Raw genomic sequence first — 23575 nt, 5'->3', positions numbered from 1 at the left:
CATCCGGGTCGGGACAGCCCTCTCAGTCCTTTATCCCGAGAATCTTTTTCATCTCCGGACGGAAACTGTCTCCCCATCTCTCCATCTGTTCGATAATCGGAAGCAGGGTTTTACCTGTTTCCGTTATGGAATATTCGGAATGAGGAGGCAGTTCCTTAAATATCTTTTTCTTTATCATCCCGTGCATTTCCAGTTCTTTCAGTTGCTGGTTTATGACCCGCGGGCTGGCATCTTCAAACAGGCGGTGAAGCTCACTCGGACGCTTCGCCCCTGTACACAGTTCCTGGATGATGCAACTCTTCCACTTCCCTCCGATCACTTCCATAGTGATCTTTATGCCACAGTCAATGTCAAAAGGTATTTTCTTCTTATACATACTTGTTATTTTGGTATAAAGATACAAATTAAAACAGGACACCTGCAAAAAAAGCTGGTATACCCCCTGTCAGTCAGTATAGTGATAAATTTATCAGTATATGAATAATTCAGCCGTACTTGCAGGATTGTCCCCTACCATTTACCTTTGTATCAAAAGACAGCACCATGAAAAAGTTATTATTATCAATTGTTTTATTCATTGGCGTAGCTTCGGCATACGCACACGATAAAGTATTTACAAATAATCAGAATATGGAAAATAAAACATCAACACTTCGTTTGATCTACCCGCAATGGCAGGGTGGAATTGTGGATCACTGGATGCCCGATATTCCGGCAGACGATGCTTCAAGAGGGTATTATTTAGGAGCTCAGTTACTGAACTTCCTGGCTCCCGAGAGTTCGCAAAAGACAGTGGAAGTACCGGTTTCACTGGATATAAACGACCGGAAAACGGAAAAAGGGGTCAGTGCCCGCAACGTAATCCTGAAGCAGACGAAAGCCGCCCTCGGAATAATCGGGGAAAACGCTCCGGAAAAGATCGTTACGCTCGGTGGCGAATGTTCGGTGAGTGTCGTGCCGTTTACTTATCTGGCTGCGAAATATCCGGATGATGTGGCGATTGTCTGGATCGATGCCCATCCCGATATAAATCTGCCTTACGATGACTATAAAGGCTATCATGCCATGGCTTTAACCGCCTGCCTGGGGATGGGTGACGAGGAAATTATCGGCACGCTGCCCGGAAAGGTCGATGCTTCGAAAGCGTTGCTCGTGGGATTGCGCTCATGGGATAAAGGTATGCAGGAACGTCAGAAAGAACTGGGGATAAAGGGCCTTTCACCGGAAGAGGTTGCCAATAACAGCGCGGCGGTCATGGAATGGCTGAAAGGGACCGGCGCCTCGAAGGTCGTTGTTCATTTCGACCTGGACGTGTTGGACCCTGCCGAAATCATTGCCGGTGTCGGTGTCGAACCTGACGGAATGAAGATGGATGAAGTGATCCGTGTGATAAATGATATTGCCTCCGACTATGACCTGATAAGCCTGACCATAGCCGAACCGATGCCACGCATCGCCATCAAACTAAGAAATATGCTCAACCAATTGCCATTGCTGAAAGAGTAACGGGATATCTGTTTTTCGTATGTGCATTTATGAACACGGACCGTATCCGCACATACGAAAAACAATCGGAAAGAGAAGCGGGTCAGCTAAAAATATCCTGTTGTAATCTTCTTAATGACACAGCCTTAACCCCTTGCTGCTCTCCTTGTAAGAGAATATCGCCCAACATTCTGCTCACGTCTTTTGCCGAATTCCGCAGATAGCCATCGAACATAGCCTGCATCGCTTCATCATTAAAAACTTTCCGTACGATTGGAATACAAATAAACATAGGCAGATAATAGAGTTTGTTCACTTTCTCTTTTTTAGGATCGGTTCCCATCGCAGAACAGACATGGAAACCCTCTCTGACAGCCATTATTGCCTCCCTGACAATCTCCCGTTTTTTAAGAAAAGCCTCCATCGTGCCCCCGGCTTTCAGAACTCCGGCCGAAAGCCCGGCTATAAACGCACAATGAGGAAGAAGCCATGTGATGATCTGACCGGATATAAATGGCTTCATGCCGGCATCGTCCATTGCATCCGCTATTTTCCGTACACGCGGCGTTATTTCACCGGATACTTCGCCCAGCATTGTTTTCGAATATCCGGAACCGGAAATAATCGTATCGAGTCCTTTTTCATTCCGGCCTCCACCAGCCATAAAAGGAAAACCGAAGAAATATTGTCCGGGCGATATGTATTTACTTATTTTTTCCAGATCATCATACCATATATTCTGAAAGAAAAGAATATGGGCCTTTCCGACAGATTCTTTCAGGACAGACAAGACTTCTTCGGGATGGAGATTATTTGTCGCAACGATGATATACTCAAAATCATTGTCGGCCGAAAGAATATCCAGGACCTTTGGACGGAAAACGGTCTCCGCTTCCACCTTTCCTCCATTTCTGTAATCCGTACAATGGATATGAATACCATGTTCTTCAATCGGCATCTTTTTTCCCTTTCTAACCAGAAAACTGATGTCGTGCCCGGCCTCGGTCAGTTGCCAGCCATAGGTGCAGCCAATCACGCCCGCGCCAAAAATAAGAATCTTCATAATAAAATATATTTATTGTTTGCTATTCGGGAGGAAGATCGATAAACGCCGAGCGGAACAGTCCGTGATATCCGGAATATACCGGTTCGCAGGCATTGAAAAGCTGAGCCGGTGTAAATCCGGAAAAATCTTTCAGTTCCTTTATCAGGTGCGATTTGTCGTAGTAACCACATTCATAAGCCAGTTCTGCCAATGTCATACTTGTATGCAACTGCATCAAATGGTGTAGCTTCTGGAAACGCACGATTTGCAGGAAATCTTTCGGGTTTGCTCCGATCTTTTCACTAAAAACACGTTTGAACTGCTTGTAACTCAGGCAGGCGGTTTGCGCCAGACTATCGACATCTGTATTTCCCTGCCGGATAGCGTCTATTACCGCATGAATCCGTTTGTCATCCTGTTTGCCGAACCAGCACATACGGCTGAACAGAAATTTTTCTATAAGGCCGACACAGGCTAAATCATCAGCCGTCTCGTTCAAACGTTGCTCCAACTCAAGCAATTCCGGGTCGTCCAATACATCGAGCGAGGTCTGCCGGTCCTTCAGTTCACCGGGGGATATAAGGAAGAATCGACAGGTTCCCGCAGGCTGAAAAACAATGCTGATAAAATCAATACAGCCGGAAAAGACAAGGTCTGTATAACCGGCCGTTATGCCATAGAGATGCGACCGGGGCAAGCACCCTTTTTCCTGTGATGAATACGCAAAGTTCCCCCGATGAAAACTTAATGCCACACAACCCAACGGAACAAGGCGCTGTGAACTTCTCACAACGTCTTCCATCCGCAGAAACCAATATTGCTTTACATACGGAGCAAGTAACCCGGAAGGTTGTATAACTTTAAATTTATTCATACCGGTACAAAGGGTAAGGTTATTACATGATCCGCCTAGTGTAAAAAAAGGACAAATCTTTGCTATGCTTCAAAAAGCAATTCGGGACACAACCGGCACAAAGATAGAACCTCCATATTTTGTCCGATTGAAAATTAAGCCATACTTTTGTCCAAACATGACAAATGTATTCATCATGCAAAAAACAGCTCTCAGAATAAGTCATATACCAGCTATCACATGGGGCAGCAAATCCGAAAAAGTCATTATTGCCATTCATGGAAATAGATCGAATAAGGCAGATACACCTATTGAGATCGTAGCCCAAAATGCGCTGCTGAATGATTACCAGGTTTTGAGTTTTGACCTGCCGGAGCATGGAGATAGAATAAACGAAGGCATTCCCTGTAAAGTCCGGTCTTGTGTTAAGGATCTTACTACCGTTATGCAATATGCAAAAACGAACTGGAAGCATATCGATTTATTTGCAAACAGTATAGGAGCCTATTTCAGCTTATTGGCTTATCCGGAGGAGGTAATAGGAAAAGCATGGTTCCTCTCCCCGATCGTCGATATGCGACGCCTTATCGAAAATATGATGACCTGGTTTTCCATAACGGAAGAAGAACTGAAAAGGCAACAGACCATATCCACGCCTATAGGACAAAAACTCTATTGGGATTATTACAGTTTCGTTAAGGATCATCCGATATCCCATTGGAATACCCCTACCCATATTCTATACGGCGGCAAAGATGAGCTATGCGAAAACGATGTCATATCCCGATTTGCCGAACAGTTTTCCTGCCAACTGGAGATTGTCGAAGGATCGGAACATTATTTCCATACACAAGAACAATTGACTGTTTTCAATGAATGGATAGGACGAACTTTATAAAGACACAGAAAATATATGAAAATAAGTATTGCACAAATAGAACCGATAAAAGGTGATATCGAAAAAAATCTGAGTAAGCATTTGAAGTTTATTGAAGCCGCATCGTCCGGACAATCGGACCTGATAATGTTTCCCGAACTATCGCTGACGGGCTATGAACCAGAACTGGCAAAAGAGCTGGCGATATATTCACAGGATGAAAGACTGACCCCGTTGCAAGAAATTTGTGATAAAAAGAACCTGATCATAGGTGCAGGCCTGCCTACTAAAAAAGATGATAATTTATTTATCAGTATGGTTATTTTCCAACCGGGAAAAGAGAGAATCACTTATTCAAAACAATACCTGTATCCTACCGAGAAAGATATATTCACCCCCGGTAATACCCCTTGTGTAATCCCTTTTGACGAAGCAAATACCATTGCCCCCGCCATCTGCTACGAATTATCCAACGAAGAACATGCAGCCCATGCACATAAAATGAATGCAAACATCTATATGGCAAGTGTCCTCAATTCCGTCAACGGCGTAGATGCTGACATCGAAAAGCTTTCAAAAATAGCTTCAACATATAAAATGATAACGTTCATGTCCAACTATATCGGGACATCAGGCGGTTATGAATGTGCGGGCAAATCCTCTATATGGAACCAGGAGGGCGAATTAATAGCACAGTTCGACAGCCAGACTGAAGGCATACTGATTTACGATACCTTAAGCAAATCTGTCGACACCATCCGTACGATCGTCTGAGCTTGTTTATCAGCAGTCTATTTGTTAAAAATGCGATTTTGTAAAAAATAATAAGAAAACCATGAGGTAGATAAGAAATAAGTTGTATCTTTACTGGTGAAAAACGTAAATTTTTTCATAGTTAAGGTTTTGGTTTAGAGATGGCCCCCTTGTGAAAGCAGGCCATTTCGTTTTTTTATTCAACCCGAAACAATTTGTTCTTGTAATCAATGATTACCGGTATCGCTATCCCAATTAGGAAAGTCCTTTTAGTTTATACACCAGCAAATTATCTTCCGGATCTCCGTCCTCTATCGATCCGTAAAGCGTAAAGGTTTCTTCATCGACAGCAAATTGAACAGGCCGTTTGCCATCCAAATGATACCGGATAACCGGATTGCCATCCAGATCGAATACCTCAAGGATCGTTCCCCGCGTATTGTTTGCATTGTGTTCTTTCCATGATGTTCCGAAAAATAATGCGTACAGATAGCGTTTGCCCAAATGACCATAAGCATAACTTACTTTTGCGTTTTCACTTGCCAGAACACTTACATCAGAAGCGTCAAAATCAAATGTCACCCTTTTGATAAGGTTAAAATTGATATCCATAAAATCAATCTGCTTCTTATATCCATAGCAAAATACTATACGACTTTCATTTGCATACACATTCCCCATATCCGGATCCAGTGAATAATCCATGATATCCGGACTCCTGTATGTCCATATTTTCTGCGGCAATGAATCTTTTACAGCCAACATATAAAGGCTGGGGACTAACATATATTTAGGATCTGCAATATATAAGGAGTCATTAATAAAGGCTGCGTCATATAAAGCATTGTCATAACCGAATGTTTTTACATCTTTGAAAACAGGCTGTCCTTCTTTGTCGATACCAAACCGGGCTATCTGATTCTTACCAAAATCACCAATCAGAAAATCGGAAAGCGGCCCCTGAAATAAGTATGAAGAAACAAACTCATCCGGACCTTGCCCCTCCACTCCAAAGGCACTTTTCAGTTCACGGCTTGTCAGATCATAGATGTGAAATATACTGTCACGACGCTTTACATTCTGAATAATCAGGTAAGGCGGTTTCACTTCTACTTTCCAGGGATTGGTTATCCCCTGCAAGGGCATCAATTCCTGAACCAATGTTTCTTCACGAGGAAAATCATGACCGGTAGAGCTACATGCTACTATTAAACCGCAACATAATACCAGCATTAAAGAATATATCCGCATAATCGTTAATTTTGTTTGGTTCTTAAACTATTACTTTACAGACTCTTCATGACTTTTAGCCAACGATGCCAATCCTCCTATAGCACCTAGGTTCATGGTGTCCAATGCCGAACTGGGAACAATGATCATAGATCCTTTCTCTTTCAATCCCTCAAAAAGCATATTCATTCCTCTCAGGTGTAGTGCTACAGGATTATCGGTATACTTTTTACTAGCCTGTTCAAACTTATCGGCAATCTCGGTTTCTGCCGTACCCAAAATGACACGGGCTCTTCTTTCACGTTCAGCCTGAGCTTCCTTACTCATCGCATCAGCCAGATCTTGCGGTATGGCAATATCGTTAATACCAACGGTTTGGCACGTAATACCCCAAGGATTGGTATTTCTATCTAAAAGCAGCTGCAGATCTTCCGCTATTTTATCGCGTTCCTGCAAAAGAGTAGACAATTCATGCTTACCGATCGTGTCTCTTAATCCTGTCTGAGCAATATGTTCGATAGCTTTTTGATATTCCTGCACTTCCAAAGCTGCCTTCTCCACATCCCACACTGTCCAATATATGACGGCATCCACATTTACCGGCACCGTATCCTTTGTCAGGGTTTGTTCAGCTTTAAAGGAACTTACACGTACCCGCTGATCGATATAAGCAGATACACTGTCTAATATAGGAATAATTATAAACGGTCCGGGCCCTTTTAAGCCTTTGAACTTTCCCATACGCAACACCACGGCCCGCTCCCATTGGTCGGCAATACGGATCGAAAGAGACAATAAGCCTGAAATAAGAATCAGGAACAACAAAACCGGCGTATTTACTACATGTAAAATATACAGAGCGACCGATACAAAAATCAGTACCAACAATACTGAAATAGAAATTGGATTAAACCATCCCTTGTTGATTACATTTGTTGTCATAAGTATTATTTTTTAGAGGTTTCAATGTCTTTCAATTCTCGCACGACTTCATCGAGAGTAAAGCCGTAACTAAATGCTACAGAAGAAAACTGCACACAAATTTCTTTCAGCTTATCTTCCCTCTCCTTTTCTGCGATTACATTTTCCGTTTTATTGATAAAAGTTCCGGTACCTTGCTGAGTCTCCAGAATATTCCGGATCTCCAATTCTTTATATGCCTTCGATACCGTATTCAAGTTCACCTTTAACTCGACGGCAAGTGCCCTGACCGTAGGAAGCTGTTCACCTAATTTAAGCTGTCCGGATGCTATACCAAATATAATCTGATCGATGATCTGACGGTATACCGGAACGCCGCTGGAATAATCTAATAGAAACTTAATCATATAGGTATATATTATATTATACAAACATTGTACTATTTATATAGTACAAAGGAACAAAATAAATTTATTCCACCAAATTTATTTCAGATTTTTTTATCGGGAAAAAATGTTTGTCGATAAATAGATGAAGATAAGCCTTTATTATCCAAAGTCTATAATAACTCTTGTTCCCTTATTTACTTCGGAGTTTATATCCACTTTGGCACCATAAGAATTCAAAATACGCAACGATAAACTAAGACCGATACCGTGCCCGGCAAATTCACGGGTATTGGTCGCACGGTAGAAAGGTTGATAAACTCGTTTCAATTCTTCAGCCGGAATACCGATACCAAAATCCTGTATTTCGAGAACGGAACATTTCAAACGCATTTCAACAGGCCCCTCTCCGGAGTATTTACAGGCATTGTTCAGGATATTACCGATAGCGATCTTCAAAAGATGCGGATTTGCTTCCAGGCAGTATGCAAAGGTGTCGGTCGTGAATCTGATGCGGTTACCTACGAATTGCATCAGGAAGTCGGCCAGCATAATCTTTTCAGTGGCATTCTTCAATATCTCTTTATCGCCGTGCGACAAGAAAAGAAGGTGCTTCATCAACTGGATGATACGTTTTGTTTCGGAAGCAATACGTTGTAACGCTGCCTGGTATTCGGCAGGGGTACGTTCTTTCAACAGGCTTATCTCGCATTCACCCTGTATGGCTGTAAGCGGATTATTCAGTTCGTGGGAAGCATTGCTGATAAAAGCTTTCTCGCTTTGATAGGCTGCATCGATACGATCGACCATACGGATGGCATAGAGTTTACCGACAAAATAGATCAGGACGGCACTTATGACGATCAGGGCGAGCAATAGCCAACCGATACGTTGCTGAATGTCCCCTCCATATTGATTGTTAGAGATAACAAGTACAATGAAATTACCTTCATTGTCCGGATAATAAAGGGCAGCTCCCACTTTCTCCTTTTCATGAAAAGTAATCACATCTCCTTTATACAACCGTGCAATCTCCTTTTCCGTCATATAACGGCCTAATGTCGTATGCGTCTCTGCCACACTGTCTGCGTTCAATAATATTTCGGTAGCGACAGGCAACGTTTCTTCATAGCGTTTTTGTATACGGGCATAGCTTTCCTCGTCCACTTCATCCTTCTCCCAATGTTTCTCGGCAGTAGCATAGGCTTTTTCCGTCAGGTAAGAATAATACAGGCGGCTGATATAACTGGTCGCAATAAAATAGAAAAGAATCGTGACAAAAGCAATGATACCGACTGTCATTGCCGTATAAAAGAAAGCTATTTTATTCCCTGTTTTCATGCTTCCATCATATAACCGATACCCACTACGGTACGGATCAGTTTATGAGTAAAATCTTTGTCTATCTTGGCACGGAGGTAGTTGACGTAGACATCGACAACATTGGTATTGGTATCGAAATCCTTATCCCATACATGTTTCAGAAGTGTCAGGCGGTTAAGGGCTGTACCCTGGTTCAGTATAAAGTATTCCAGCAAACGATATTCCTTAACCGTCAGGTCGATAACTGCATCCCCCCGGAAGGCCCGGTGGCTAGTCGGATCGAGATGCAGGTCTCCGCACCGTAAAGAGCCGGCCGTAACTTCCATTCCCGACCGCCGCAAAAGAGCTTTTATACGGGCTTCCAATTCCTGGAAACTGAATGGTTTAACCAGGTAATCGTCGGCACCGGCATCGAGGCCGTTCACAATATCGTCCGTTGTTCCCAAAGCCGTCAGCATAATTACCGGTGACTGGAAACCATAGAGTTGACGATATTGGCGACATAACTGTAAGCCGTTCATCTTAGGCATGATAATATCCAGGATCAGCAGTTGGAAGTTCTCTTTTTGCAATAACTCCCAACCCGCCATACCGTCATAAGCAACGCATACTTCATGACCGAATTCCTGTAATCCTCTTTCAATGAAAGAGGCTATATTCACTTCATCTTCTACTAATAATATTTTTGCCATTTGAAAGCTTATTTACTTAGGAGCACAAATATACGATTTCAGATTATATTAGAGAACGCGGATGACGCAGAATACGCAAACGTTCGCAGATTTACAATCTTCGTTGTATCAGTTTTCCATCTTTGTCATAAAGCATGCGGCGATAGAAGGCTTCGACCATCAGCGGAAAGACAAACAGGGTAAAGAATGTCGCCCCTATTAAGCCACCGATGATGACAATAGCTAACGGACGCTGACTTTCCGAACCGATACCGTGACTAAGAGCCGCAGGCATCAAACCGATAGCTGCCATAGAAGCTGTCATAAGCACTGAACGCACACGTGATTTCACACTCATCTTGACGGCGTCCGACAAAGGCTCCCGCGCTTTCAGATTCCCTTTGATATCCGATATCATGATAACTCCGTTCTGAATACAGATACCGAAAAGAGCAATAAATCCGATACCTGCCGAGATAGAGAAATTGAAACGGGTGATCAGGAGTGCCAGGATTCCCCCTACTGCGGCATAAGGAACATTCAGCAACACAAGTCCTGCATCCCGGGCATTCCCGAACAACACGAACAGGATGACAAATATGATAGCAATGCTGACGGGGACAACCTGCGCCAAGCGTTTCGTTGCCCGTTGCTGGTTCTCGAAATCTCCCGTCCATTTCAAGGTATAGCCTTCGGGAAGTTTCACCTGCTTATTGACTTTCTCCTGGGCTTCGGCTACGGCTGTACCCATATCCCGTCCGCGGACAGAGAATTTTACGGCACAGAAACGGGCGTGATTATCGCGGTAAATGATAAGCGGACCGGTTATCGTCGTGATATCCGCCAGTTCCTTGATAGGAACCATTGTCCCGTCGCGGGCAGGAACCAGGATCTTTCCAATCTCATTTTCACTCCTTCGGAAGGCAGACTCATAACGGACCATGATATTGAATTTTCGTTCATCTTCGTACAATAAAGAAGCACTCTTACCTCCTATCGCCATTTCGATGATCGATTGTACATCTTCTTTCGCAACACCATAACGAGCCAGGCGCGATTCATCGAGCTCAATACGCAGTTCCGGCTGACCGATATTACGGATCACTCCGAGGTCTTCGATGCCGTCGACCGTTTGTAATATCTTATAGATTTCTACGGCTTTCTTTTCAGATTCATATAAATCTTTCCCGAAAACTTTTACTGCAATAGAGCCCTTAACGCCGCTGGCCGCTTCTTCCACATTGTCGGTGATCGGTTGCGAGAAGTTGAAATCGACACCGGGATAGACAGCCAGGTTCTCTTCCATCTTTTCTATCAATCCGGCCTTGGTCAGTCTACTTTCCCATTTCTTTTCGGGATAGATATCCACATGAAATTCGATATTATAGAAACCCGTGGCATCTGTCCCATCGTTCGGGCGACCTGTCTGCGAAAGGACCTGGCGCACTTCCGGATAAGATGCCAGGTTGCGGCGCATCTGGTTAGCGAGTTTGACCGATTCATCTAAAGAAATACTTTGAGGCAACGTCGCACGGATATAGATAGAACCTTCATTCAACTGGGGAAGAAATTCCGTACCCAACAACGTGAAGCACCACAAGCCGGCGGCCGCCACCAAGGTAGCGATACCGATCGTAACTTTCTTGTGGGCATGGCAACGGTCAAATATAGAAACGGACGTCCGGTTCACCCATGACAAGAAAGGGTTGTGCTTTTCACGCACATTCTTTTTCAACAGCATGGACGACAGTACCGGCACCAATGTCAATGTAAAAATAAGCGCGCCCAACAAGGCAAATCCCAGGGTATAAGCCAGCGGACTGAACATCTTCCCCTCCACTTTCTGGAAAGCAAAGATCGGGACCAGCGCAGTGATAATGATCAGTTTGGAGAAGAACACCGCCTTAGCACGATCCTTTGCCGTATGACGGATCAACCCCATCTTACTCATTACATTAAAGGCAGGCATCCCCACCTCCCGCGCTTTCCTGTCAAGGGCAACAAAAAGACCTTCCACCATCACCACGGCACCATCGATAATGATCCCGAAGTCGATCGCCCCCATCGAAAGCAGATTGGCGCTCATCCCCATCGCCCGAAGGCAGATAAAGGCAAAGAGCAGCGCCAACGGGATAATAATGGATACAATCACCGTTGTACGCCAGTCTGCCATAAAAATCAACACAATGAAAGTTACCAGCAAAATACCTTCTATCAGGTTATGTGTAACCGTGTTCACAGCCAGGTCAACCAGATCTTCCCGGTCGTAGAACGATACGATCCGGACATCTTCCGGCAACGAGTTCTCCTGGATATCGGCAATCTTATCTTTCAGGGCAGCGATTACTTCACCCGGATTTTCCCCTTTCCGCATAACGACGATACCCTGCACGACATCGTCTTCATCCATCCTGCCCACCTGTCCCAGACGGGGTAGACTCGACTCGTGCACGCTTGCCAGATGCTTTACCAGGATTGGCGTGCCGTTGATGTTCTTGACTACGATATTCTCGATCTCTTTCGTATCATTGATCAGACCGATGCCTCGTACTACATAAGCCTGCGAACTTTTAGTGATCACATCACCGCCCACATTAATATTACTCTTGGCTATGGCATCAAAAAGTTCAAGTGATGTTACATTATAATTGATGAGTTGGTTCGGATTAACGCTTACTTCAAAAGTCTTTACTTCACCACCGAAACTCACGATATCCGCGACTCCCGGGACAGCGCGCAGTTTACGCTCGATCACCCAATCCTGAAATGTTTTCAATTCGCGGACGGAACGTTTGTCACTACGCAGGGTGTAACGGAAGATCTCCCCCGTCGGTCCGTATTGCGGCTGAACCTCCGGTGTAACGCCTTCCGGCAGATCGGCATCGTTCAACAGGTTGTAGACTTGCTGGCGAGCATAGAAATCGTCGGCATCATCATCAAACATTACATTGATCACCGAAAGCCCGAACAAAGTGGTACTACGAATATCCGTTTTTTTCTGTACCGGGTTCATCGCTATTTCGATCGGAATAGTAATGAATTTCTCTATCTCTTCCGCACTACGTCCCGGCCACTGGGTTATGATCGTTACTTTGGTATTCGTAACATCGGGGAAAGCGTCAACGGGGGTATGAACAAAGCTGACAGCACCTGCTATAATGGCTATGACGGTGCAGAAGAAGATAAAGAATTTGTTTTTCAGTGAAAAGGCTATTATATTGTCTATGAACTTATGCATATCCGTTTACTTTAAAGCGTTATAGACCAATAATGCATTCCGGTTGATGATACGGTCGCCCGCTTTCACGCCTGATTCCAAGAAACAATCTTTCTCGGTCTGTTTGAATACGGTGACTTCGTTGGTTTGCAATATATTATCACTGCCGATGCTCACGATATAATGTTTACCGTTTTCGAATATGACGGCACGGGCATCCACGCGAGGCATTTCCTTCCCTTCCACTTTGCTCTGCACATACACATTGGTGAACATGCCCGGTTTCAGCATATAATCCTCATTCTTTAGTTTCACCCGTATGTTCATGGTCTTGCTTTCGCTATCCAGCATATTATATACTTTGTCTACCGTTCCCGTAAACTTTTTCTCCCTGTAAGCGAGTGTCGTTATACGGACCGGTGCTCCTTCATACACCTTACTGATATCGCTTTCGTAGACATCAGCCATTACCCACACGTTATCCAAACCGGAAATGGTAAACATTGCTTCTGTCTGGTCGGAACGTATCTGCATATTCCGACTGACATTCTTTTCAATCACGAAACCGGATACCGGAGATTTTATTTCGTAAGTGGAATTGCCGGTTATATGATAGATGGCATAGACTTCATCGATACGTTTAAGTTCGGCTTTGGCATTTGCTACCTCCTGTCCGGCCTGCAGTTTGTCACGTTCGGAAGCCATTCCACTGCGAAACATATCCTCTGTGGCTTCCTGATTACGGTTTGCCAGCAGTAGTTGTTGCTCTGCCTCTTTCCGTTGTTTTTCATAATCGGCTACCTCGCTGCTGTGTATGATGGCTAGTATGTCTCCTTTCTTCACATAATCGCCGGTTTCAACATTCACCTCAGTGATGTTTCCTCCGAAGATGGGATAAACATGTGCCAGTTGTTCGGGATTGAAACTGACACGTCCGTTCAATAGCAATTCATTGCTTAAAGGAACATTGTGAACAGTTTCAACCGAAACAACCTTCTGTAAACTGTCGGTAAGCATGAGAGGGGCCGGACCCTCTTCCGGCCCGGTTGTCTTTTTGCCACAGGCTGCCAGTAAAGGAAGCAGAAACATTAATGCAATACAATTCTTATTCATCTTATTTGTCATTTTCTTATTCGCTGTTATTCGTTAATAGCTGAAAACATCACTACCTGTCACCGTGTTGATCTCCTCCATAGCCAGGAAGACATCTTTCTGTGTTTGATAAAGTTGCAGGCAGGTTTCTTTATAAGCCTGGTAGTAATCAATAAATTCCAGCAAACTGATATTACGTTTCCTGAAATTCGTGTTTACCCCGTCGATAATGGTTTCAAAATCACGTTCCAACTCATAGTTCGAAGAGTTGTATAGTTTAACCGCTTTTTCCAGCCGGGCATAACTGGTGAAAAGCTCTTTCTCCGCCTGTTTGCGAGTCAATTCTTCCCGGCTTGTATTTTGCAGGACGGAGAGACGGGCAGATTTGATATTTCCCTGATTGCGGTTGAAGACCGGGATCGAGATGCTTAAACCAATAGCAAAATAGTTATCGCAGAAGTTTCCGGCACGGTCGTAAGAACCTTTCAGGCTGACCTCCGGAAAGGCTAATGACTTTTGTAGGCTTACATTTGCACGTGAAGCTTGTATATTGGTTCGTGCCATCTTCAGATCCGGACGTTCGGCAAGACGGTTATTCAGTTCGATAAAAGGGATGGAAGTTATGTCGATCTGTTTCAGGACAGATTCATCGAAAACGGGTTCAAACGTCTCGGATGCATTCAAACCCAATAATAACTTCATATCGCCTTGCAGGGAAATAAGCTGGTTGGAAGTCTCGTTCCTTTCCTGTTGGAGAGATAACAGAAGTGCTTGTATTCTCGACTTTTCCAACAAAGAGATGTTGCCTTTATCGTTCTGCTCCTTCATTACCTCCAGGAGTTGTTGCAGATATTCTATCTCCTTGTCATAAATCGACAGAGACTTTTCCGTATAATAAAGTTCGATGAATTTACTGTTCAGTTCGCTTTTCAATGTGCGGAGTACCTCTTCAAACTGGTGGATCGCCATTTCTTTATTGAGTTTTTCTACCCGGACCCGTTTGTTACGCTGTCCGGCAATATAGATCAACTGCTCTATTTCGACAACAGCTTCCCCTTCTTTACCCATATCGAAATATTTCCCGTTCAGCCGGTTGTAGACGTTTTGTTCAAGAGAAATGACCGGGTTCTCAAACAATTTAGCCTGGATAACTTCGGCTTCGGCCATCTCTATATTATAACGTTCGGCTATAAGTTCCAGGTTGTTGACAAAAAACTGCCGACCGGCTTCTTGTAACGTCAGCGGTTTTTGTTGAACTTCTGCCGACGTTTTTAGATTGAATACGTGTAAGATTAATAATAATAAAATGAATCGTTTGCCCATTTCCTTTGTTTTTGGAAGCAAAGGTATAAGACTGACATATTTCAGACTCAATCAAAACGATTAGAATACTCTTAACTGAAATTAGAAATTAATTAGAAGGTTTTCAGGGGTTTATTTTCATACGGTAAAGCTGCATCGGCAGCTGATCGGTCTGCAGTTTGGGAGGTTGTTGGGGATAAATGAGTTCGAGCCAGCGTTGATCGATCGGGCCCGGTACCTCTTCGATACGTACACGGGTTATACCTTTTCGCTTGAATCCTAATATTTCGGCTGCGGAGGATGAGACATCTATAATTCTTTTTCTGCGATGCGGACCTCGGTCAGTGACACAAACAATCACAGTCTTCATATTTTCCAGATTGGTTACCCGCAGATATGTCCCGAAAGGATAAGTACGGTGAGCCGCAACCAGTTCGTCTTTATCATGGATGCGGCCGCTGGAAGATTTCCGTCCATGAAAACGTTCGTGATAATAAGAAGCAAGCCCCTCCTCTTGTCCCCACACAACACCCCCTGCGCTTTGTAAAGCGATAAACAGGAGTATTATATGTGACAAGCGGAAGGGCATGTGCAAATATAATAACTAATTTGTATTTATTGAAGGAGCTTTCCGTTATATTCGCCGGTCAATGTATTCAGGAAGGCTACAATCTTTGCTGTTTCCGCATCTGAAATATGTCTACCGATCTGGAATTCATGCATTACCTGGATGGCATCTTCGATCGTTTGGATCGAACCGTCATGCATATAAGGTGTCGTAAGCATTACATTACGCAAAGTTGGTGTTTTGAACTTATGGCGGTCGGATTCATTTTTGGTAACAGCCCAGCGTCCGTTATCGCCATCTGTCATACCTGTACCGCGATAATCAAAATAGTTCTCTTTGATACCCATATATTCGTATGACTGTCCGCCGAGATTCATACCGACATGGCATGTTGCGCATTTATTGTCTTTAAACAACTGGTAACCTTCCAGTTCTTCTGCTGTAAGCGCATTCTTATCTCCACTCAGATATTTATCGAAACGGCTTGGAGTAAGCAACGTTTTTTCAAATTCAGCGATAGCTTCCGTTACAGTCGATTCAGTAAAACCTTCGGGAAATACTTCCAGAAAACGTTTACTCAGTTCCTTATCTTCTGCCAGTTTTGCACAGATCTCATCGAAAGAAGCACTTCCCATTTCAACCGGATTCAATGGAGGACCGGCAGCCTGTTCTTTCAGGTCGGCAGCACGTCCGTCCCAGAATTGAACGAAGTTAAGTGCAGCATTATAGACAGTCGGAGCATTTACACCACCAAATTGTCCGTGGATACCTTCAGAATATTGCTTGCGGTCTACACCGGCAGTATTCAGGCCGTGACAGGTTGCACACGAGATCGTATTATCTCCTGACAAGCGGGTATCGTGATACAAATCAAATCCTAAGGCAACCTTTGCTGAATCGGTAGGAATAAAGGCCACTAACGGCTGAACCGGTTCATTGGCAAACTCTTCTGCAACTGTAGGCGATACATAATTATTCTTGCGGGCCTCTTTTGCCCATGAAATAATTACTTTCTTTTCGTCGTCATTCAGACTGGTACCCCAATGCATGGTGTAATATTTGGCAGGAGGCATCGAACCGCTGAGAGCAGTGTTTTCTACTTTTGCCAAATCCACTTCAGAAACAGGCTTTCCGTTGTCAAGAGCGGTCAGCATAGCTGTAAGATCCAGATAATGTGTACCTTCTTTCATATCAGCCTGTACAACCGGGCCAATAATCGGAAGTTTGCCGTAAAAAGGAACATTTGCGGTGGCTGAATGACATTCCATACATCCGTTATTGCGAATGATAGAGGCTACCTGCTTTGCTTTATCGCCTTCAAGCTTCTTATACTCGTTGGATGAACAGGAAGGCATCGTTAAAGCTAATGTAAGTAGTCCGACAGGAAGTACTGCCATTTTACTAAAACTAGTGTTGCGCATAATTATTGGTTGTTTAAGATTTGTTTAGTGCAAAAGTAGATATATTTATTAATATATGTTCACAATGCCGATAGGTTTTATTTATCAGAAGATAGTCTGTATTTATAAGGCTGACTTTATTACAAGCTCAGATTGTTCCGATCAATAAAAAAGAGCCGTAAAAGTGTTCTTTACGGCTCTTTTCTTTATTTCATTATTACAACTACCGGATTATCTTCTTCGCCTATCCGCTTCAGTTCTTTTACCTGTTGCGGAATCTCTTTATTTTCGTTATCCTCAAACCATTCAGCAGCATCTGCAGCGGAGAGTAAACCGACATATTCCCCTGCCTGGGACACCGACATAGGCTGTAAAGGCAAATAATTCGTTAAATCATCTTTCATACCATCCGCATACAAACCGACTTTAACATCGCCTGTCGATTTTGTAATCACAGCATTATACAACGTCGGTTTATGAAATAACTCCCTGATAAAGCGGACAATCATCCGGTCTTCACTATCAAGTATCTGCGTAATCAGAGCTGCATTGTCTTTATTCTTCATAAAGCGCTCGGAAAAAGACCAGTGATATTTCCCCAAATCAAGTACGCCTGACGGCATTAAAGTCCTGTCTTTTATCTGATAGATTGTATCATTGTACGCCTCCTTAAAATACAGTTCCTTGTCCTGACGCCACAAACGAGTATTAGCATTAAGAATAATACAACCGGTTTCCGGCTCTTTATAATCAATAACAATCGTCCCTTCATAGGCCGTCGGACCAAAAAGTTCGATACCTGTCTCGCTTTTAAAAATTGCTATCGACCCTATATTGGAAGGATCGAACGGCTGTTCGTCAGTAGCCATTGTAGAACATGAATCTACCGGCATATTATCCTTAAAGAAAAGAAGGTTGTTTTTCCCATCACCCAAAATACCCGATTTATACAAAACAAATGTTCCATCATTCTGATAGCCAAAAGAGGTCGATGAAGCTCCCATCGTCTCAAATGGAATCTTAATCTTTCTCTGGAATACACCGTCCTGGTCATAACAAACCAAATCTTTATTCCATCCGTTGAAATAAATCATTCCTGTTTCGTTATCACCCCAACAGAAAACACTATTATACCCTTCCGGATCATTCCCGATATGCCCAACCTGTTTGATGAATTTTCCAGTTCCCTTATCAAACATCAGGCATTGACTCTGGTTAGTAGAAACCAATATCCTGTCTTTGATAATCTGTACATAGGGGCCTTTCCCTATCAGGCTGCTGTCGGTCGTTTCCAGCGGAACATAACGAACCTGTTTGAAATAATCGGATGCCTTCAGCTCTACCGGTTTTTCAATGGCTGTTCCCAACGGGATTACGGATAGTTTACCGTCTGCAGTTTTATCTCCATTGCATGCAGCAAGAAAAAGACAGGAGGCAACGGTTAATTGACACAAATAAATCTTCTTCATTTTACTGCTTTTTTTGCTGACGCATTTTTTGTTGTGATCAAAATCACTCCATCCTTGCCCTTTTCTCCATATAGACTTTTGGCTGATTCGTCTTTCAGTACAGAGATCGATTCAATCGTGTTAGGATTTATCTTTTCCAATGCACCTTCTCTTATCTGTTCTACCCCATCGATAAATATAAGAGGTTTTTCCACGCCGTTTTTTTCATTTCTAATACGGAGTTTCACCTCGCCCGGCAAATGATCTTCTATCGGACCGTACCCGACAACTTTTATTTCATCCGCTTTTACTTTTCCGGAATCAACTCCCTTTTTAGTTATAAGAGAAATAACGCCAAGTTTATCCGTCGCGTTATATTTGGCTAACAGTTCTTCAGACTTTTCTTTGGGAAACATCGAGAAGCTATGGATATTTTCCGGAGATATTGCATCCAACTGGTCATAGGTTGCCACTTCATTGTCGATCAGGATCAGATTTCGGGACCATTCCACTTTCTTCTTGATCTTTCTCATGCGCTCTTCAGATCCTTTTCCAAAATCATCCAGTTGCTTTTGCATGGCTTCCAAAGGATTCACATTCTCTTTTTTCTCCTCCGGAACCGTTTCAGTCTTTATAGTTTTTGTTTTCTGCGGAACAGGAACAACCGGTTTGTCCACAGGAACCGGTACGGCCTCGGCCATAGGTTCAGCTTTTTTAGGCTCAATAACTTCCTTAACCGAAACAATTTCGCTAATTTTGGCACTTGAAATTTTCTCCAGTTCGCGAGAGATTTCAGGACGGGCAAAAGCGACTACTGCTACAGCAGTCAGCGGAAGTACATACAGATACTTCAACCGCGCCCAGGGGTTTGATTTTCGTTTTAACATCATAGTAATTCGTTTTTTTAGTTTACTGTGATTAAAGCTGTTGGCCATAGAAGTGAAGCGCTGTGAACCAACAGCTTTTTTTATTAATAATAATTGATAATGTTTCGCGTCGATGCCATGATTGATCACACTCTCATCGGCTTCGTATTCATGAATATTCTGTAACTCCTGTTTCAGCAGCCAGACGGCAGGATTGAACCATTGAAGTATCACACAAAAACTACAAATCAACATATCCAAAGAATGATGAGCACCTATATGAGCCAGTTCGTGTGTCAATATCTCTTCGCCGCTTTCTTCCATATCTTTCCGGGAAATGACAATGTATCCCATCCAACTGAATGGACAGATCGGGTCGTTCGTAACTACCAGTTTGCATCCTTTGGAAAGAACCTGCTTCTCTCCTTTCCCGACCATCCGCCATATACGGAATGTAGAATAAAAGAAACGAAGAAAAAAGAAAATACAGCCGGCCAGATAAACGACAAACAAGAACGGAAGCCAGAAAGACTGAGGTGTCTGCACTTCTGTCTCCGTCTGCATCTGCGCCATTTGTAAAAGGTACTCCAAGTTTTGTAACGGGCGTTGTATGGCAACAGGCTCATCCGTCATTATACGGATAAAAGGAATGGCTACGGAGAGAATAACGACACTCAACAATGCGATCCGGTTAAAACGATGAAATGTTTCACGGCTTAACAACAATCTGTAAAACAGGTAAAATACTGCCAGGCATACAGACGATTTAAGGATATAAACAAAGAAATCTCCCATAATATTAATCCTTATTTGCTTGTTCCACTTCGTTCAGCAATTGCCGGAGTTCATCCACGGAAATATCCTCCTCCTTTATCAGCGAAGAAACAACTCCCAGATAAGAGTTATTGAAATATTTGGCAATGACATTTTTCAATGTGCCTTTACTGTACTCTGCCTCGCTGACTGCACTATAATACTGATAAGTGTTACCGAATGTATTATGTGAAAGAAACCCTTTCTCCTCCAATCCCCGGACAATAGTCGACAAGGTATTGAAATGAGGCTTAGGTTCCTCATAATATTCTAGCAGTTGCTTCACGAACAAAGGGCCTTTCTCCCAAAAATAGCCCATGATCTCTTCTTCTTTTGCAGTCAATCGCTTCATAATTCCTATTGTTTACGGCAAAGAAACTAAAAGTTTTAGTTTTAAAACTAAATTCATTAGTTAATAAACTAAAAGAGATCGTTTTTCTCTTTTATCATCTTTTTTTGGACTATTCTTTTTTATCTATGTTCTATTTTTATTGTCCTGGAGCTATCATTTCAAATAATCATTATATTTGAAAACGAATAGATCCGAAAATTTATTTTTCGCTCAAGTACGCTCAAAAATTGACTTAGATTTGATTTTTTCACCAATAGTCCTTAACTCATTTGTTATTTTATCTGCGAAGAAATCAAATAACAATGTCTATTTATGTAAGAAGAGGCTTCCGCATTCAAATGCAGAAGCCTCTTTAGTCTTACCGTCAAAAGATCTTTCGAACGTTTCTGAAAAACTTATCGTTTCGGTATATCCACCGACTTATCCGATTTTCCTAATAAATGTTCTGAGAAGTAATCGACCATTCGCCAGTAGAAGTATTCGTCCATATCACCGAAACCGTGGCGTTGCTGTGGTAAAAGCAGCATGTCGAAGCGCTTATTGGCACGGATCAAACCATCTACAACGCGCATCGTATTACCCGGATGGACATTGTTGTCTATATCACCGTGAACCAACAGTAAATGGCCTTTCAACTGTTTTGCCAATTCTTGATTACTCTTGATATTGTATGTAAATGTCGTATCGCCTTTTTCCGATACTACTTCTTTCACACCATGATGTGTTTCACTCCACCAACGGTTATAGATCTTGTTATCATGGTTACCGGCACAGGAAACTGCCACCTTGAAGAAATCCGGATATTGCAGGATTGCTGCAGTCGACATAAATCCTCCACCCGAATGTCCGTGGATACCTACACGATGGATATCGATAAACTTATTTTTATCAGCCAACTGGATGATGGCCGCTTTCTGATCCGCCAGTCCATAATCACGTAAATTACCGTATCCGAAGTTATGATACCATTTCGAACGACTCGGATGACCGCCACGGTTACCGACAGAAACAACAATAAATCCTGCCTGAGCCAAACGGTCTGTACGAACGCTCATACGGGTAAACGGATAACGGGTTGCTTCCACTTGAGGACCGGGATAAACGTAATCGATAACAGGATATACTTTAGTCGAGTCGAAGTTGAACGGTTTGTACATAACACCATAAAGGTCTGTCACACCGTCGGCAGCTTTCACCTTGAACGGTTCCGGGAACTGGTAACCGGCAGCAAACAGTTGTGAGAAATCGCTTTCTTCCAGGTCCATAATCTTCCGGCCTGTATTATCCAACAAGTCTGTCTTAGGAACCGTATTGATGCGGGAATAATTATGGACAATGAATTGTGCATTATCATCTATACGGACATCATGGAAATAATCACCGACTGAAACCATCTGCAAGCCGCTTCCATCCAGGTTCGCCCGGTAAAGATGTTCATAATAGGGATTCTCGTCCTTTTCCCTTCCATTGGCAAGGAAATAAACGACACGCTTGGCTTCGTCTACTTTTACGATCTGGTCGACATGCCAGGGGCCTGATGTGATACGGTTTTTCAGGTTGCCTTTATCATCGTAGAGATACAGATGTGCCCAGCCGTCGCGTTCGCTCCAATGGATCAGTTCCTTGCCATTGTTTACGGATGCCAGCGGACGGACTTCGATATAGGTATTCATACGCTCTTCGATGATCGGACGGATCGAATCTTCACCGATGGTATATGTACAGATGTCGATGCGGTGCAGGTCACGGCTGGAACGGGTAACGAAGAAACGGTTATTGTCACCCAACCAAATACTCGGCAGCTCCTTCATATCACGTTGTTTCTGCAAGCGGGGTTGGTAAGCCATGCGGATGGTCTGGTCTTTGAATGCCCAGGTATTGATCTCTTTATAAGAGTCATTGGTCATATCGAACAGATACAGATGGCTGATCGGTGCTTCTTTTTCACCCGGCATCTGGTACTTGTATGTTTCCAATGTCGGACGCGGGGTTGCCATGGCATTGATTACCCACAGGTCTTTCACCTCGCGGCTATCTGAGATAGATACGGCAAAGTGACGTGAATCGGGTGACCACAATAAGTAACCCGGATTTTTTCTTTTGCCGTTACATAATGTATCCGTATTTAAAATGCTGTAAGGCTGTCCGAAACCAAAGTCTTTTACTCCGGTGGTTGTCAACTGTATTTCCGTAACGGTACTGTCTTTGTCATCCTTTTTCAGTTTCTCGTAATCTTCACGCGACATGCGGTACAGATTCAGGTCTTTTGCATAAACAACGGTTTTACCGTCCGGCGAAATAGAAGCCCAGTCGGGATATTCCGTATCTTTCTTTTTATCGGCCAGATGTGTCAGTTTACGTGTCGGATAATCATAAGAGAAATAGAATATCTCTTTCTTAGTCTTGTTATCTTTATCCGTACTATCTTTCTTCGCATCCTGTGAAGAGGTTACCTGGAACGTAAAAGTACGCCCGTCCTCTCCTGCCTCCAATTTCCGGATAGGTAACTGTTGAGCGATAAACGGATCTTTTACGATCTCCGTAAGTTCTGCTGCCAGCTTATCCTGATCGAATAGAGGACGTTTCGATTTAGCGGAAGGATTAACCACATACCAGACAGTTCCGTCTCCAGTCTTGTATTCATACCAGAAACAGTTCCCCGCCTTAAACCAATGTGGATCTACCGAAGTAGAAAACAACATCGTCGGCAATTTATCACCGGCAAACCGTTCCGCCTGCGTATAACCCGGCAGCGGATCGTCTGCTGAATTTGTTTGTGCACTCACGCCCTGAACAAGAAAAAGTCCTGACGCTAATAAGAGTAGATGTAAATGTTTTTTCATATTTTACAATTGTGTTATATTGTTTGCTTGCAATTCATACAAATGTAAGTAAATATTTTTTCTTTCGCCATATAAACTAAAAATCCCCTGTCTTATCAACCGATAAAACAGGGGATACTACTATGTTAAA

General features: G+C 43.2%; 20 protein-coding genes. 3 read left to right on the top strand and 17 right to left on the bottom strand.

The genetic code is table 11. The annotated features are described in order from the left end of the window. Positions 1-22: 22 nt before the first annotated feature. Entirely contained in the window at positions 23-376 is a 354-nt protein-coding gene (locus tag DWX23_RS24835; protein ID WP_183671731.1) for a helix-turn-helix domain-containing protein, read from the bottom strand. A gap of 254 nt (positions 377-630) precedes the next feature. Here DWX23_RS24835 and DWX23_RS01625 point away from each other — a divergent pair, with 254 nt between their 5' ends. Then, the gene (locus tag DWX23_RS01625; RefSeq protein WP_233587490.1) at positions 631-1506 is read left to right on the top strand and encodes an arginase family protein; all 876 of its coding nucleotides are present in this window, start codon (positions 631-633) and stop codon (positions 1504-1506) included. 82 nt (positions 1507-1588) lie between these two features. Here the strand turns inward: DWX23_RS01625 and DWX23_RS01620 are convergent, their stop codons facing one another. Both DWX23_RS01620 and DWX23_RS01615 read right to left on the bottom strand, forming a co-directional pair. Beyond that, positions 1589-2548 (bottom strand): ketopantoate reductase family protein, encoded by a 960-nt coding sequence (locus DWX23_RS01620; protein WP_122373156.1) that lies wholly within the window; start codon positions 2546-2548, stop codon positions 1589-1591. A gap of 22 nt (positions 2549-2570) precedes the next feature. Next, a complete protein-coding gene (locus DWX23_RS01615; RefSeq protein ID WP_122373155.1) occupies positions 2571-3404 on the bottom strand; it encodes a helix-turn-helix domain-containing protein in 834 nt (277 codons plus the stop codon). 175 nt (positions 3405-3579) lie between these two features. On the opposite strand from DWX23_RS01615, the gene DWX23_RS01610 reads away from it, so the two are divergent. Both DWX23_RS01610 and DWX23_RS01605 read left to right on the top strand, forming a co-directional pair. Continuing rightward, positions 3580-4281 (top strand): carboxylesterase, encoded by a 702-nt coding sequence (locus tag DWX23_RS01610; RefSeq protein ID WP_122373475.1) that lies wholly within the window; start codon positions 3580-3582, stop codon positions 4279-4281. A gap of 15 nt (positions 4282-4296) precedes the next feature. Further along, the gene (locus DWX23_RS01605; protein WP_122373154.1) at positions 4297-5034 is read left to right on the top strand and encodes a carbon-nitrogen hydrolase family protein; all 738 of its coding nucleotides are present in this window, start codon (positions 4297-4299) and stop codon (positions 5032-5034) included. Between the two features lie 234 nt (positions 5035-5268). On the opposite strand, the gene DWX23_RS01600 is transcribed toward DWX23_RS01605, so the two are convergent. The 14 genes from DWX23_RS01600 to DWX23_RS01535 all read right to left on the bottom strand — a co-directional run bounded on the left by DWX23_RS01600 (position 5269) and on the right by DWX23_RS01535 (position 23445). Further along, positions 5269-6264 (bottom strand): BF3164 family lipoprotein, encoded by a 996-nt coding sequence (locus DWX23_RS01600; RefSeq protein ID WP_122373153.1) that lies wholly within the window; start codon positions 6262-6264, stop codon positions 5269-5271. 30 nt (positions 6265-6294) lie between these two features. Further along, positions 6295-7185, bottom strand: coding sequence for a slipin family protein (locus DWX23_RS01595; protein WP_122373152.1), 891 nt, complete (start codon positions 7183-7185; stop codon positions 6295-6297). A gap of 5 nt (positions 7186-7190) precedes the next feature. Beyond that, the gene (locus DWX23_RS01590) at positions 7191-7571 is read right to left on the bottom strand and encodes a GntR family transcriptional regulator (RefSeq protein WP_122354501.1); all 381 of its coding nucleotides are present in this window, start codon (positions 7569-7571) and stop codon (positions 7191-7193) included. Between the two features lie 141 nt (positions 7572-7712). After that, positions 7713-8891 (bottom strand): HAMP domain-containing sensor histidine kinase, encoded by a 1179-nt coding sequence (locus tag DWX23_RS01585; protein WP_122373151.1) that lies wholly within the window; start codon positions 8889-8891, stop codon positions 7713-7715. After that, positions 8888-9565 carry a response regulator transcription factor gene (locus tag DWX23_RS01580; protein WP_122373150.1) on the bottom strand — a complete coding sequence of 226 codons (678 nt, stop codon included), beginning with the start codon at positions 9563-9565 and terminating at the stop codon, positions 8888-8890. Before DWX23_RS01580 ends, DWX23_RS01585 begins: the two co-directional genes overlap by 4 nt. A 91-nt stretch (positions 9566-9656) precedes the next feature. Next, positions 9657-12782: an efflux RND transporter permease subunit gene (locus tag DWX23_RS01575; RefSeq protein ID WP_122373149.1), complete on the bottom strand. Its 3126-nt coding sequence runs from the start codon at positions 12780-12782 to the stop codon at positions 9657-9659. Between the two features lie 6 nt (positions 12783-12788). Continuing rightward, complete coding sequence (locus DWX23_RS01570; protein WP_199673195.1) at positions 12789-13874, bottom strand: efflux RND transporter periplasmic adaptor subunit; 1086 nt, start codon at positions 13872-13874, stop codon at positions 12789-12791. 33 nt (positions 13875-13907) lie between these two features. Continuing rightward, the gene (locus DWX23_RS01565; protein ID WP_122373147.1) at positions 13908-15176 is read right to left on the bottom strand and encodes a TolC family protein; all 1269 of its coding nucleotides are present in this window, start codon (positions 15174-15176) and stop codon (positions 13908-13910) included. Between the two features lie 103 nt (positions 15177-15279). Then, positions 15280-15744, bottom strand: coding sequence for a septal ring lytic transglycosylase RlpA family protein (locus tag DWX23_RS01560; RefSeq protein WP_122354507.1), 465 nt, complete (start codon positions 15742-15744; stop codon positions 15280-15282). A 26-nt stretch (positions 15745-15770) separates the two neighbouring features. Further along, on the bottom strand, positions 15771-17144 hold the full coding sequence (locus DWX23_RS01555; protein WP_122373146.1) for a cytochrome-c peroxidase: 1374 nt from the start codon (positions 17142-17144) through the stop codon (positions 15771-15773). A gap of 185 nt (positions 17145-17329) precedes the next feature. Then, positions 17330-18592: a DUF4934 domain-containing protein gene (locus DWX23_RS01550; protein WP_122373145.1), complete on the bottom strand. Its 1263-nt coding sequence runs from the start codon at positions 18590-18592 to the stop codon at positions 17330-17332. Next, positions 18589-20232: a M56 family metallopeptidase gene (locus tag DWX23_RS01545; RefSeq protein WP_122373144.1), complete on the bottom strand. Its 1644-nt coding sequence runs from the start codon at positions 20230-20232 to the stop codon at positions 18589-18591. The genes DWX23_RS01550 and DWX23_RS01545 overlap by 4 nt, the downstream gene beginning before the upstream one ends. Before the next feature lie 4 nt (positions 20233-20236). Continuing rightward, positions 20237-20602: a BlaI/MecI/CopY family transcriptional regulator gene (locus DWX23_RS01540; RefSeq protein ID WP_122354511.1), complete on the bottom strand. Its 366-nt coding sequence runs from the start codon at positions 20600-20602 to the stop codon at positions 20237-20239. Positions 20603-20997: 395 nt separating this feature from the next. Beyond that, the gene (locus DWX23_RS01535) at positions 20998-23445 is read right to left on the bottom strand and encodes a DPP IV N-terminal domain-containing protein (RefSeq protein ID WP_122373143.1); all 2448 of its coding nucleotides are present in this window, start codon (positions 23443-23445) and stop codon (positions 20998-21000) included. Positions 23446-23575: the final 130 nt, after the last annotated feature.

It is taken from the genome of Parabacteroides sp. AF18-52 (assembly GCF_003479145.1).
GTDB classification, from domain to species: domain Bacteria; phylum Bacteroidota; class Bacteroidia; order Bacteroidales; family Tannerellaceae; genus Parabacteroides; species Parabacteroides faecis.
The sequence above is the reverse complement of the archived record's forward strand: the minus strand, read 5'-3'. Positions and strand labels throughout refer to the sequence as shown.

Excerpts from the sequence above, each read along its gene's own strand:
- DWX23_RS24835 (WP_183671731.1), bottom strand. The coding sequence starts at position 376 with ATGTATAAGAAGAAAATACCTTTTGACATTGACTGTGGCATAAAGATC.
- DWX23_RS01625 (WP_233587490.1), top strand. The coding sequence starts at position 631 with ATGGAAAATAAAACATCAACACTTCGTTTGATCTACCCGCAATGGCAG.
- DWX23_RS01620 (WP_122373156.1), bottom strand. The coding sequence starts at position 2,548 with ATGAAGATTCTTATTTTTGGCGCGGGCGTGATTGGCTGCACCTATGGC.
- DWX23_RS01615 (WP_122373155.1), bottom strand. The coding sequence starts at position 3,404 with ATGAATAAATTTAAAGTTATACAACCTTCCGGGTTACTTGCTCCGTAT.
- DWX23_RS01610 (WP_122373475.1), top strand. The coding sequence starts at position 3,580 with ATGCAAAAAACAGCTCTCAGAATAAGTCATATACCAGCTATCACATGG.
- DWX23_RS01605 (WP_122373154.1), top strand. The coding sequence starts at position 4,297 with ATGAAAATAAGTATTGCACAAATAGAACCGATAAAAGGTGATATCGAA.
- DWX23_RS01600 (WP_122373153.1), bottom strand. The coding sequence starts at position 6,264 with ATGCGGATATATTCTTTAATGCTGGTATTATGTTGCGGTTTAATAGTA.
- DWX23_RS01595 (WP_122373152.1), bottom strand. The coding sequence starts at position 7,185 with ATGACAACAAATGTAATCAACAAGGGATGGTTTAATCCAATTTCTATT.
- DWX23_RS01590 (WP_122354501.1), bottom strand. The coding sequence starts at position 7,571 with ATGATTAAGTTTCTATTAGATTATTCCAGCGGCGTTCCGGTATACCGT.
- DWX23_RS01585 (WP_122373151.1), bottom strand. The coding sequence starts at position 8,891 with ATGAAAACAGGGAATAAAATAGCTTTCTTTTATACGGCAATGACAGTC.
- DWX23_RS01580 (WP_122373150.1), bottom strand. The coding sequence starts at position 9,565 with ATGGCAAAAATATTATTAGTAGAAGATGAAGTGAATATAGCCTCTTTC.
- DWX23_RS01575 (WP_122373149.1), bottom strand. The coding sequence starts at position 12,782 with ATGCATAAGTTCATAGACAATATAATAGCCTTTTCACTGAAAAACAAA.
- DWX23_RS01570 (WP_199673195.1), bottom strand. The coding sequence starts at position 13,874 with ATGAATAAGAATTGTATTGCATTAATGTTTCTGCTTCCTTTACTGGCA.
- DWX23_RS01565 (WP_122373147.1), bottom strand. The coding sequence starts at position 15,176 with ATGGGCAAACGATTCATTTTATTATTATTAATCTTACACGTATTCAAT.
- DWX23_RS01560 (WP_122354507.1), bottom strand. The coding sequence starts at position 15,744 with ATGCCCTTCCGCTTGTCACATATAATACTCCTGTTTATCGCTTTACAA.
- DWX23_RS01555 (WP_122373146.1), bottom strand. The coding sequence starts at position 17,144 with ATGCGCAACACTAGTTTTAGTAAAATGGCAGTACTTCCTGTCGGACTA.
- DWX23_RS01550 (WP_122373145.1), bottom strand. The coding sequence starts at position 18,592 with ATGAAGAAGATTTATTTGTGTCAATTAACCGTTGCCTCCTGTCTTTTT.
- DWX23_RS01545 (WP_122373144.1), bottom strand. The coding sequence starts at position 20,232 with ATGGGAGATTTCTTTGTTTATATCCTTAAATCGTCTGTATGCCTGGCA.
- DWX23_RS01540 (WP_122354511.1), bottom strand. The coding sequence starts at position 20,602 with ATGAAGCGATTGACTGCAAAAGAAGAAGAGATCATGGGCTATTTTTGG.
- DWX23_RS01535 (WP_122373143.1), bottom strand. The coding sequence starts at position 23,445 with ATGAAAAAACATTTACATCTACTCTTATTAGCGTCAGGACTTTTTCTT.